Origin of the sequence: Larkinella knui (assembly GCF_003858645.1) — a bacterium.
In the GTDB taxonomy this organism is placed as follows: domain Bacteria; phylum Bacteroidota; class Bacteroidia; order Cytophagales; family Spirosomataceae; genus Larkinella; species Larkinella knui.
Genome location: NZ_RQJP01000001.1, coordinates 2016310 through 2029020 on the forward strand (window position 1 = coordinate 2016310; position 12711 = coordinate 2029020).

At 51.9% G+C, this 12711-nt stretch carries 10 protein-coding genes; 3 read left to right on the plus strand and 7 right to left on the minus strand.

Translation table 11 applies throughout. The features are described from left to right. Positions 1-24: 24 nt before the first annotated feature. From EHT87_RS08150 to EHT87_RS08165, 4 genes are all read right to left on the minus strand, one after another. Positions 25-729, minus strand: a complete 705-nt coding sequence (locus tag EHT87_RS08150) for an L-ribulose-5-phosphate 4-epimerase (RefSeq protein ID WP_124905617.1) — start codon at positions 727-729, stop codon at positions 25-27. Positions 730-742: 13 nt separating this feature from the next. Further along, a complete protein-coding gene (locus tag EHT87_RS08155) occupies positions 743-2386 on the minus strand; it encodes a ribulokinase (RefSeq protein WP_124905619.1) in 1644 nt (547 codons plus the stop codon). Positions 2387-2460: 74 nt separating this feature from the next. Next, on the minus strand, positions 2461-3960 hold the full coding sequence (gene araA, locus EHT87_RS08160) for an L-arabinose isomerase (RefSeq protein ID WP_124905621.1): 1500 nt from the start codon (positions 3958-3960) through the stop codon (positions 2461-2463). A gap of 276 nt (positions 3961-4236) precedes the next feature. After that, complete coding sequence (locus EHT87_RS08165; RefSeq protein ID WP_124905623.1) at positions 4237-5487, minus strand: DEAD/DEAH box helicase; 1251 nt, start codon at positions 5485-5487, stop codon at positions 4237-4239. Between the two features lie 436 nt (positions 5488-5923). Here EHT87_RS08165 and EHT87_RS08170 point away from each other — a divergent pair, with 436 nt between their 5' ends. Continuing rightward, positions 5924-6451, plus strand: coding sequence for a DinB family protein (locus EHT87_RS08170; protein ID WP_124905625.1), 528 nt, complete (start codon positions 5924-5926; stop codon positions 6449-6451). 47 nt (positions 6452-6498) lie between these two features. Next, positions 6499-6984 carry a VOC family protein gene (locus tag EHT87_RS08175; protein ID WP_124905627.1) on the plus strand — a complete coding sequence of 162 codons (486 nt, stop codon included), beginning with the start codon at positions 6499-6501 and terminating at the stop codon, positions 6982-6984. Between the two features lie 136 nt (positions 6985-7120). Here the strand turns inward: EHT87_RS08175 and namA are convergent, their stop codons facing one another. After that, positions 7121-8185 carry an NADPH dehydrogenase NamA gene (gene namA, locus EHT87_RS08180; RefSeq protein WP_124905629.1) on the minus strand — a complete coding sequence of 355 codons (1065 nt, stop codon included), beginning with the start codon at positions 8183-8185 and terminating at the stop codon, positions 7121-7123. 87 nt (positions 8186-8272) lie between these two features. Then, the gene (locus tag EHT87_RS08185) at positions 8273-8608 is read right to left on the minus strand and encodes a hypothetical protein (RefSeq protein ID WP_185716161.1); all 336 of its coding nucleotides are present in this window, start codon (positions 8606-8608) and stop codon (positions 8273-8275) included. 523 nt (positions 8609-9131) lie between these two features. Between EHT87_RS08185 and EHT87_RS08190 the strand changes: the two genes are divergently transcribed. Continuing rightward, entirely contained in the window at positions 9132-10277 is a 1146-nt protein-coding gene (locus tag EHT87_RS08190) for a TlpA disulfide reductase family protein (protein ID WP_124905631.1), read from the plus strand. 11 nt (positions 10278-10288) lie between these two features. Here EHT87_RS08190 and EHT87_RS08195 read toward each other — a convergent pair whose 3' ends face one another. After that, positions 10289-12709: a PAS domain-containing sensor histidine kinase gene (locus tag EHT87_RS08195; RefSeq protein ID WP_124905633.1), complete on the minus strand. Its 2421-nt coding sequence runs from the start codon at positions 12707-12709 to the stop codon at positions 10289-10291. Positions 12710-12711 lie beyond the last annotated feature (2 nt).

Below are 12711 nucleotides of genomic sequence, written 5' to 3' on the forward strand. Positions count from 1 at the left end.
GGGATTGAAATGGATGAATACGGTTCAATAATCCTGTCCGTAATACGCGTCTTTGCCGTGTTTCCGGAAGTAATGCTTGTCGATCAGGCTCTGTTTGATGCGCGGAGTCGTGGGATTGATCGTCAGCGTGAGGTACGCCATTTTGGCCAGTTCCTCCAGAACAGTCGCATTGTACACCGCCTTAGCCGGGCTTTTCCCCCAGGCAAATGGACCGTGGCAGGCCACCAGCACCATTTCGACTTCACTGGCCGAAAGGTTCTGGTCCCGAAAAACATTCAGGATCTGGTTGCCGGTTTCGTGTTCATAATCACCCTGAATCATGGCGTCCGACATTACCTCCGTTACCGGGATGGAAGCCACCAGATGATCGGCGTGGGTCGTACCCAGGTTCGGAATCTCGCGCATGGCCTGCGCCCACGCAACGGCATACGTCGAATGGGTGTGGCAAATACCGCCAATGGTTTCAAAATGGCGATAAAGCAAGGTGTGCGTTTTGGTATCGGACGACGGGCGCATTTTCCCTTCAACCAGTTGATTGTCCAGGTCCACGATGACGATATCGCCGGGCGTCAATTCATCGTACGGAATACCGCTCGGTTTAATTCCGACGACGCCCTTCTGACGGTCGATGCCGCTGACATTTCCGAAGGTATAAATCGCCAGTTTTTGCCGGGGAATTTCCAGGTTAGCCTCGTAAACCTCTTCTTTCAGTGACTGATAATTATTCATAAGAAACTGACGATTAGCTTTTCTTCTCGATAAAACCGCCCAAACTCAAATACCGCTGATAGAGCACATCATACGTGGCAGCCCGTTCGGGGCGGGGCGTATACACGGCGTCGAAAGCCGACGCCATCGCTTTTTGCGCTTCGGCAAATGTCGGGTAAATACCCGCTGCTACGGCGGCACAAACGGCGGCTCCCCGGGCGCAGCACTGGTCGGATTCGGCCACTTTGATTGGTACGTTCATGACATCCGCCAGCGTTTGCATCACAAAAGCCGACTTCCGGGCCACCCCGCCGATGGCGATGACCTGATGAATCGGAACGCCTTCTTCCACAAACCGTTCGGCAATCCGGCGGGCACCATACGCCGTTGCTTCAACCAGCGATTTGAAAACGTGGGGGGCACTGCTGCCCAGATTCAAACCGGAAATAGCGCCTTTCAGGGTGTGGTTGGCATCGGGCGTCCGGCGGCCATTGAGCCAGTCGATGGATACAAGATCGGTTTCATTGACGGGCAATTGGCTGGCCTGTTCGGCCAAATACGGAATCAGCGCGGATTGCAACGACGGAACCAGATTCGCCTGTCCCTGTTGGGTCAACAATCCGGCGACCGGTTCCAGAATCAGCCGGGCGAACCAGGCGTAGAGGTCCCCAAAGGCCGATTGTCCGGCTTCCATGCCCAGCATGCCCGGCACGATGGAGCCGTCGACCTGACCGCAAATCCCGCGAATCAGCAGATGGCCGACGTCTTCGGAGGGTGCCATGAGCATGTCACAGGTGGATGTGCCGATCACTTTCACCAGCGCATACGATTCAATATTGGCCCCGACGGCTCCCATGTGCGCATCAAAACCGCCCACGCCAATGACGACATCGTTCGGAACGCCCAGTTTTTGTGCCCATTCCGCCGAAATCGTACCCATTGGTTCGTCAGACGTGTACGTATGCCGGAAAAGCCGATCCCGCAAACCCGCCAATAGCGGATCGAGCGTCGTCAGAAATTCTTCCGAAGGCAGCCCTTGAAATTCTTCGTGCCAGAGCGCCTTGTGGCCGGCTGCCGTCCGGCTGCGTTTCAAGGTCAGCGGATTGGTATTTCCGGTCAGAACCGCCGAAATCCAGTCGCAATGCTCGATCCACGAAAAAGCCGCCGGGCGAATGGATTCATCCACCCGCAGGGTCCGCAGAATTTTAGCCCAAAACCACTCGGACGAATAAATACCGCCGACGTATTTGGTAAAATCCGTGTCCCAGCGATGCGCCAGCTGATTGATTTCTTCCGCTTCCTGATTGGCCGTGTGATCTTTCCAGAGAATGAACATCCCATTCGGGTTATCGGCAAACTCAGGCAGCAAGGCCAAAGGGGTCCCGTTTCGATCAACCGGGCCGGGCGTCGAACCCGTCGTATCGACCGAAATTCCTTTGATGCCCGAAATCACTTCCGCCGAAACGGAATGGAGCGCGCTTTGGACCGACTGCTCCAGCCCTTCGAGGTAGTCGAGCGGATGTTGCCGGAATTGCGAGCGGGCGGGGTCACAAAAAGCACCGGTTTTCCAGCGGGCGTATTCATGAACGCCGGAAGCCAGTTCGTCACCGGTTTGGGCATCGACCAGCACCGCCCGAACCGAGTCGGTGCCAAAATCTACTCCAATCACAAAAGCCATAAGGAGTTAAGAATTAAGGTTTAAGAGTGATAAGTTAAGAGTTGGCTGACGCATACACTCTTAACTTATCACTCTTAACTCTTCAGGTGGTAGTATACTTCGTTCCAGCGCAGCTCCTGTTTGAAGGCGTGGATTTTGGTTTCTTCGTTGATTAGAACGTATTCGATACCGGCGATTTCGGCGAAATCTTCCATGTATTCGGACGTGATGGCCTTGCTAAAAACGGTGTGGTGGGCACCGCCAGCCAGAATCCAGGCAGCTGCCGCCGTTTTCAGATTCGGTTTGGCATCCCATAATACGCGGGCTACGGGGAGCCTGGGCAACGGCTGTTCCGTCGGAACCACCTCTACATTATTGACCAACAGGCGGAACCGATTCCCCATGTCCACCACCGACGCGTTGATGGCGGCTCCGGGGGCTACGTTGAAGACCAGCCGGACGGGATCGGATTTGCCGCCAATCGACAGCGGATGAATTTCGCAGGACGGTTTTCCATCGGCAATTGACTCGTCGATTTCCAACATGTGCGCCCCTAAAACCCGCTGGCCGTTCGGCGACAGGTGGTAGGTGTAATCTTCCATGAACGAACTGCCGCCCGGAAGCCCCGCTCCCATCACTTTGATGGCCCGGCCCAAAGCCGCCGTTTTCCAGTCACCTTCGCCCCCGAAACTGTAGCCATCGGCCATCAGTCTCTGTACGGCAATTCCGGGCAATTGATTCAGGCCGTGCAGATCTTCGAATGTATCGGTGAATCCTTTGATTTTATGATCGTCCAGAAAACCCCGTAAGCCAATTTCGATTTTTGCCGCATCCCGCAAGGATTCGTGGCGCAATCCGGCTTTTTGCAAATCGGCTACAACCTGATAACGTTGGGCATACTCCGTCACTAACGCATTGATTTCCTGATCCGTAACCTGATTGATATACGCCACCAGATCCCCAACACCGTATCCGTGAACCGAATAGCCGAACTTGATCTGGGCCTCCACTTTATCGCCTTCCGTGACGGCCACCTCCCGCATGTTGTCACCAAACCGGGCAAACCGGGCTCCCTGCAAATCCTGCCAACCCGCAGCCACCCGCGCCCAGACGTTGATTCGTTCGTGTACTTCGGGATCTTCCCAATGTCCGACAACAACCTTCCGTTCCAGCCGCATCCGGGCGTTGATGAACCCAAACTCCCGGTCGCCGTGCGCCGATTGGTTGAGGTTCATGAAGTCCATGTCGATGTCTTCCCAGGGAATGTCGCGGTTGAATTGGGTATGCAGGTGAAGGAGCGGTTTATGCAAAATCTTCAAGCCGTTGATCCACATTTTGGCGGGCGAAAAGGTATGCATCCAGGTCACCAAACCGATGCAGTTGGGTGCGCTATTCGCTTCCAGACACAGCGAATAGATTTCATGGGGACCCGTCAGGACGGTTTTGAAAACGATCTTTACCGGTATTGCGGTCGATTGATTAAGCGCGTTGACGATGGTCCGGGAATGCTCCGCGACTTGTTTAAGGGTTTCCTCGCCGTATAAATGCTGACTGCCGGTGACAAACCAGACTTCCAAGTGGTCAAAAGAAATCATTTGAGAATGCTTGTGATGGATGAGCCTTTCTACGAACGAGCAGGCTTTGGTGGGCAAATATAGATAATAAATGTATTTTCTACGTTTATGAAAAGATAAAATTTTTACTGGAAATAATCCAGTACTGAATGAAAGGGCAACGGGTTTCCATTTTTTACGGGCATAAAAAAACAGGAATACCTTCCTGTTTCCGTAAGTTCCCACGGACTTTAGCCCGTGTTTCCTGTAACAAGTTCAATGTTCTGAGAACACGGACTAAAGTCCGTGCGTACGACGTCAGGCTGGTCGATCGGCTCTTCCGCTGCCTTTTGGGCGGTTCGACGGTCCTTTCCGGGGGCCGGGGCGTCTTTTGCGCTGCGGGAAAGCGGCACTTTTCGCCGGGTTGTATTCCATCGTTTCACCCAGATGGGCCGGAAGCGGAACTTTAGTTACCGGCGTGCCCAACAGCCGCTCGATCGCGGCAAATTTCCGCTGCTCGGTTTCGCTGATAAACGTGTAGGCAATACCGGTGGTTTCGGCACGGGCCGTCCGGCCAATCCGGTGGACGTAATCTTCACCATCGTGAGGAACATCGTAATTGATCACCAGATCGATGTTGTCGATGTCAATACCGCGCGAAAGAATATCGGTGGCTACCAGAATCTTTAATTTGCGACTTCTGAAAGCCAATAAAACCTGCTCGCGTTCATTCTGCTCCAGGTCGGAGTGAATCGCTTCCGCGGCAAAACCGGCCTGTTTCAGTTCCCGGGCAAGTTGCTTGACGTTTTCTTTCCGGGAACAGAAAATCAATACGGACGGGAAATTGTGCTCCTTCAGCAAGTACTTGACCAGCGCGATTTTTTGTTTCTGGTAAACCACAAATGCTTCCTGAACAATTTTGGCCGGTGGTTTCGACAACGCCAGTGTAATTTCTTCCGGGTCGTGCAGAATCTTGCGCGCCAGTTCCCGAATCTTGGGCGGCATGGTGGCCGACAGCAGTAAACTCTGCCGTTTGGCGGGCAGATACGAAATAATTTTTACAATGTCGCCGTAAAAACCCATGTCCAGCATGCGGTCGGCTTCATCCAGAATCAGGTACTGGAGCTTATCGATTTTGGCATACCCCATGTTCAGGTGACTGATCATCCGACCGGGCGTGCAGATCACAATGTCGGCTCCGCCCGACAGCGCCTGCCGTTCGGTGCTGTATGAAGCGCCATCGCCCCCGCCATACACCGCAATGGAGCTGACGGAGGTAAAATAGGAAAAGCCTTCGAGGTTCTGGGCAATCTGAATCGCCAGTTCACGGGTAGGTACAATCACCAGTGCCTTGATGTTATCGTCGGAACCGGCAGAGGTGATCTTGTGAAGAATGGGCAGCAGGTACGATGCCGTTTTTCCGGTACCGGTTTGTGCCGAAACGATCAGGTCTTTACCAGCCAGTATAAGTGGAATGACTTGTTCCTGTACAAGAGTTGGTGTATCGTAATTCATGGCATCGATGCCTTCCATCAAGCGATCATCGAAGCCAAAGTCTGAGAATTTCAAGCTAAAAAACGGTAGGTTAAGTAGAAGATTTTGGTCAATATAACACTTTTGTAGGCATTAAAGCAAATTCTATAGAGGAAGATCGTTGTCGGCGCATCAGGGATACGAAAAAGCAGCGGGCCCGGGGGCAACGTCACGTTGGTGAAGATTCAGGATCGTCAGCCGGTTTTCGTCCGGGAAAACAAGGCGTCAGATCGTGCAATACCGCCGATGAAAAACAGCAACCGGTCCGTCAGATTTTACCTGAAAACCGGGCAATTTCCTTTTTCATGGCCCTTCTTCTTTTCCGCTGATTCGCTTAAATTGCCGAAATTCTCAAGAATTGTTTTCATTTCTAAATGCCGGTGGTTCCGATTGGAACCAGCATTGGGCGGGATTTTGGCCGCTATAAACGAATCCAATTGCTTACCACGATCCACTCAACAACTCCTGAAGTATGTCAAATTCTAAACCTGAAGTGTGGCAGCGCGGACCCGTTGCCGGTATTCCTCCCCTGCTGCAACCCGTCGCCCATGCGCTGTTACAGGCCCGCGAAGAAGTTAATGCGTTGATGACTAATTTTCCAAGCCGCTACCTCTGGCAAAAACCGGCGGGCGTGGCTTCCGTTGGCTTTCACTTACAGCACCTGACGGGCGTGCTGGATCGTTTGTTTACCTACGCCAAAGGGGAAGCGTTGTCGCAAAACCAGCGCGACTGGCTGGCGGCCGAAGGCAAATCGTTTGATACAGAAAATGCTGTTCAGACGTTGCTGAACCGGTTTGACAACCAGGTGGATCAGGCCCTCGATCAATTGGCTACGACCGATGAACAAACCCTGACTGATTTTCGGGGTGTGGGCCGCGCGCAACTGCCATCGACGGTGCTCGGGCTCCTTTTTCACGCGGCCGAACATACCCAGCGGCATGTAGGCCAACTTTTTGTAACCGTTCAGGTGTTACTCACGTATCCGCAACCCAGTCAATAGACGGTTACGGCCCACTCATTTCTTTCGTATTCCAACCACGTACGTCTATGGCCTACACAATCCCTGACAACACCCGCATCGGGCACATACATTTGAAAGTAGCCAACCTCGAGCGGGCGCTGGGTTTTTACTGCGATTTGTTGGGTTTTACGCTCATCACCACCTACGGCAAAGACGCGGCTTTCATTTCCGCGGGCGGCTATCACCACCACATTGGCCTCAACACCTGGTATAGCAAAGATGCGCCACCGGCACCCGTTCGCAGTGCCGGGTTGTTTCATACCGCCATTCTGTATCCGACTCGCCGGGATTTGTCCGTCGCTTTCCGGCGTTTGGTCGAGGCAAAATATGCCATTACGGGCGCTTCCGATCACGGGGTTTCGGAAGCTATTTACCTGAATGACCCCGACCAGAACGGCGTCGAACTGTACTGGGACCGGCCGCGTCAGGCATGGCCGCAGAAACCCGACGGTTCACTGGAAATGTATACGCGACCGCTGGATCTGGAGGCTCTGTTGCGGGAATCGCTGTAACAACCGTTGACCTGTCAGCAGTTAAACGGTCGTCAACGCTTAATAGACAAAAAAATACTGCCTGTCGTTGGCTGATTGGAAACGTATTTCCCGATTCTTCAACGGACAGGCGGTATTTTTTTACCCTAAATCTTCCTTACTTCGCCCGGACATACTGAGCCGGCCATTCAACTTCAGCCCCCAGTTTTTGGGCGGCATGAAACGGAAAATACGGATCGCGCAAAAATTCGCGGGCCAGCAACACCAGATCCGCCTGCCCACTGACGATGATTTCGTTGGCCTGTTCCGGCGTGGTGATCAAACCAACGGCTCCGGTCAAAATCCCGGTTTCTTTCTTAACTTTTTCGGCAAACTGCACCTGATAACCGGGTCCGAGCGGAATGCGGGCACCAGCCACATTGCCACCCGTCGAACAGTCGATCAGGTCAACGCCTTTATCTTTTAAGATGGCCGAAAGCGCCACGGCATCGTCCGCTGTCCAGCCGCCCTCGCTCCAGTCGGTGGCCGAAATACGAACCAATAGTGGATAGTCTGCGGGCCAGACGGTCTGTACACGTTCAAGGATTTCGAGCAAAAACCGGATGCGGTTTTCGAAAGAACCGCCGTAGTGATCGGTCCGCCGATTACTCAGTGGCGACAGAAATTCGTGGATCAGATACCCGTGGGCCGCATGAAGTTCAATCACTTTAAACCCGGCTTCGGCCGCCCGGCGGCTTGCCGCAACAAAATCGCCAATCACTTTTTCGATTTCTTCGGCTGTCAACTCCCGCGGAACGGGCTCGGCAGGGATAAACGGAACCGGGCTGGGAGCCACGGTTTGCCAGCCGCGCTCGGCATCCGGCGCAATAAACTTGCCGCCATCCCACGGCCGGTTGTGGCTCGCCTTCCGACCGGCATGTGCCAGTTGCATACCGGGAACGGCACCGTGTGCTTCAATAAAGGCGGCAATGCGCTTCAGATTAACCAGATGCTCATCTTTCCAGATGCCCAGATCGTCGGGCGAAATCCGGCCTTCCGGCGAAACCGCCGTTGCTTCCGTTATGACCAAACCGGCTCCGCCAACGGCGCGGCTGCCCAAATGAACCAGATGCCAGTCGTTGGCAAAACCGTCTTCACTCGAATACTGACACATGGGCGAAACGGCAATCCGATTCTTAAACTGGACACTGCGGATGGTTAGTGGGCTAAACAGATTTTGCATGACAACTTGGGTTTTGTGATTTTTAACCAACGGACCCCCAAAGGAGTTCGAAATCAGATCGACTTTTCGAGCCAGACCTGCGGCCCATCAATCATGCATCATAAAAACGGGCCGTTGAAGAATGTCGGGCAAAAGCTCCGCTTCAGTGGGTTTCCAATGGTCGTCGTTGCTGCGCAAGGTCTGCGCAATGGTGATGATTTCGTTGCCAACCCGCCCCTGTTCTTCGAGCGTCAATCGGTCGAACTTTTGCTGCCGGATGGGCTCCCAAAAAAACAGCTCCGTTTTGGCGTCGTAAATACCAACGGGAATTTTCTTTTTCTTCGTGAATAGTTTGCGCAAAACCGTATCGGCTTCCGAATGAGTTTCACAAAAAATGTGGTAGTACTGTTTTTTGAATTGATATATAACGGAAAAGCGATGCATGGCAAGAGATTTAAAAGGTGTTGCAGCGTCGGCCAAACCCGAATGCCGGACAAGGCGAATGACGCCCCGACCAACTGCTGAAATGAATTTGTTTGTTTTTGGATTTTGGGGTCAGCCGCTATTTCTTCGGCGATACTGACGGGAGGCAATTTTTGGATAAATAGAATATGGCAGCCTCGGTGCCGGTGTAGTTCGTATTGTAAATCTATCAACTAAACAGCAGACAAACAAGCACTTCTTGGAAAATTCATAGTAATAAGGCTAAAAATTTCACTAGCCTTACTATAACTTTTCCGCTATTTTTTAGTGCGTCATTCTATCGATTCCGGCTCCTGCCTGGGCGTAAAACTTGAAGCGGTTTTGATTTGACCCGCTGGACGGGAATGTGAAAAGTGGATGAACTACTGCCAGAATCAGCTATCTTTATGTCAGCAATTGATCCCGGAGGTGACGAATCCAGGTTTATCGGCTGGATTTCATCACCTGATGTCGAACGACCGGATCTCACTAAAATCTACAGATTATGAAATTCCTGTTCGCGAGTTTTAGTCTATTCTTCCTGGTTTTGACCGGTTTTTCGCAATCAAAACCCGCCAAGAAAACAACACCGCAAGCGGTTCCGGGGGGATATACAATTTCCGGTTATTTAAAAAATGCCGCCAACCGGAAAATTATTTTAACGGAAAACTCTTTTTACAAATCCCGGCAGCAATCGGATACCACGACGGCCAACGCCAAAGGGCAATTTAATTTCAGAGGAAAACTAGATGAAGCTACTTTTTTCAGCCTTCGGGTAGCGGGTAAAACCAGTCCGCACTATTTCTTTTTGGAGAACTCCCCAATTACCATTACGGGCAACGCTGATTCGCTTTGGGCCGTTAAAATAACCGGTTCGAAAGAAGAAACGATCCGGCAGAAAATCCAGCAAATGATGATGGATACGTCCATTGCCAATCGCTATAAAAGGGCCGAACTAAATTATACGAATGCGCGTGCGATCAACGATGGGAAAGCGATGCAGGCCGCCATTAAAGACCGGGAACTAGCAATAGCGCAGGAACGCTTGCGGGTAAAGAAAATCATCGCAACGTATGCTGCTTCCGCCGTTGGTGTCAATGTTTTAAGCGTGCTCATTAGCCTGGGCGATGTTGCGGGAGCCGATAGTCTGTTGACGCTCATGGAGAAGACCGACATCGGAAAGACCTTACAGGCTACCTACTTCCGGCAGCAGATCGACGCGATGAGCCGCCTGAATATTGGAAAAACGGCACCGGAATTTGCCCAGACCGATACGCTGGGACACCTGGTAAAACTCTCGTCATTTAAAGGAAAATACGTTCTGGTGGACTTCTGGGCCAGTTGGTGCGGTCCCTGCCGGGAAGAAAATCCGAATCTGGTCGAAACCTTCAAAACGTTTAAAGATAAAAACTTCACCATATTTTCCGTTTCGCTCGATAACAACCGCCAGAACTGGCTCAATGCCATCCGGAAAGATCAATTAACCTGGTCGCACGTGAGTGATTTGAAAGGCTGGAAAAACGAAGTGGCGCAGCAATATGGCATCAACAGCGTGCCCGCCAATTTATTGATTGATCCCAACGGAAAAATTGTTGCCCGGAATTTACGCGGGGAAGATCTGACGGCTAAAATCAAGGAACTGATTCAATAGCCGTTATTTAATTACCGCTTTACCGGTAAATAAATATGGAATGTGGCTCCTTTATTTAGTTCGCTTTCGGCTCGGATCATACCGCCGTGGCTCTCCACAATTTTACGGCAGAGCGCCAGTCCGATACCGGTTCCGCTGTAGGATTTCCGGTGGTTCAATCGCTGAAAGATGGTAAATACCCGCTCGGAATATTCCGGCTCGAAGCCAATACCATTGTCTTTAAATTGAATATAAACGTACGTAAAATCCGGATTCAGGACGCGTAACGGAGCAACTTCTTCGGGCAAAAGAAGCTGCGAAGAAATGTCGACGATTGGATTTTTTACCGAAAATTTGAGTGCATTTCCGATTAAATTCGAAAAAAGCTGGCTTAAATGCATCGGGATACCTTCGATAACCGGCAATGGGCTGCGCCGGATGGTTGCCTGTTTCTGTTCAATCAACAGTTCAAAATCAGATTCAACATTCTCCAGAATTTGATTGAGATCTGTCTCCACAAACCGGTCGGCGGTATTGGATAACCGCGAATAATTGAGCACCGATTTGATCAAATCTGCCATTCGCTGCGCCGATGTACTGATTTTTTCCAGATACTGACCGGCCACGGCTTCATCGTTCAAACTGAGTTGCAGCAGCTCCGAAAAAGACTGAATTTTGCGCAGAGGTTCCTGAAGGTCGTGGCTGGCGATGTAGGCAAATTGTTCGAGTTCGTGGTTGGTTTTGATCAATTCCTGATTGCTGTTGTGCAGTTCCCGGGTTCGTTGCTGCACCATGCGTTCCAGTTCATCCGACATTTTTTTCTGGTCGTCGATATCCGTACTCGTACCAATCCACCATTGAATGGTGCCCTCGCTGTCTTTCATCGGTACGGCGCGACTGAGTTGCCAGCGGTATACCCCATCGTGCCGGCGAAACCGGTGCTGAAAAACAAAATCCACGCCTGTTTCCACGCTTTTCAGCCAGGCGTCGACATTCGCCAGGCGGTCGTCCGGATGCACAATTTTGATCCAGTCATTATTCTCAACCTCCTCAGTCGACAAGCCCGCATAGTCATAAACCGCCCGGTTAAAATAATTCAGCGTTCCGGAAGGGTCGGAGGCCCACACAAACTGGGGCATGAAATCGGCCAGCAACCGAAACCGCTCCTTGCTTTCTTCCAGGGCTTTCTGCACCGCCATTTCGGGCCGCAAATCCCGCATGACAGCCCCGATCGCCATGGGCAAACCCGTGCTCTGGTCGTCGATCCGGAGGCAGTTGTTGTAGAGCGGAATGGTTTCGCCGGTCTTTATGTTCCGGGCGGCAAACGAGCCTGACCACCGGCCTTTTTCCATAACCGATGGAATAATTTCGGTACGCACAAATTCAAACTGCTCCGGCGTGTGCAACTCCGAGATCGGAATCAGCGAAACTTCCTGCTCCTCTTCGATGCCGAGCAATTCTTTACCGGCTTTGTTGATGTACGAATTTTTACCGTCTAACCGCAGAATAGACATCAGATCGACGCTGTTTTCAACCAGTGTCAGCAATTTTTGCTGTTCTTCGCGGGCGCGAACTTCATCGGTTATGTCCTGCAAAGTACCATTGAAGCGGTAAGCCTTTCCGGTTTCATTAAAAAACGCCTTCCCCTTCGCATGAACAACCCTTTCCCGCTGATCCGGCCGTTGATCGATGGTAAATTCGATGTCATAATTCCCCCCGGACTCAATCTGCAGCGCGGTTTGAATTGCTTCCGTTACGCGTTGCCGGTCTTTTTCGACAAGGGCGTTGATCGCCATCGTTAAATCAATTTCGCCCAGAAGAGACAACCCGAACCAGGTTTTTAGCCGGTCGTTGCCGGTAAAGCGGTTTGTGGCCGGATCCAGATCCCAGGTTCCTAAATCAGCCGCATCGATGGCAAACTGCAACTGGTCTTTACTTTCCTCGATTTTCCGCAGGTTAACTACTTTTCCGGTCGTTTCGGAACAGGTAACGAACACGCCACCCACATGTCCCGACTCATCGTGCACCGGACTGTAACTGAACGTCCAGTACACATCTTCAATCTTGCCATTGCGGTAGATCGGAAGCAGTTGATCCTCACTCCAGGAGGCCTCACCACCCGCCATCACCTGATCGATGAGCGGTTTTATGTCGGACCAGATTTCGGGCCAGATCGTTTCTCCTTTTTCGCCCAACGCGTCGGGATGTTTGCCGTCGACGCCCAGGCTGGGGCGGTAGGCGTCGTTATAAAAACTAATCAGGTCCGGTCCCCAAAACAGAAACATGGGGAATTTGGAGTGCAACAGGATGCTCAGGGTGGTCCGCAGGCTTTGCGGCCAGTTTTCGATAGACCCCAACCGACTTTTCGACCAGTCACGCGAGCGGATCAACTGTCCCATTTCGCCCGCACCCGCGAGGAATTGATACGTTTTTTGAAGGGGTATGGTTTCCATGA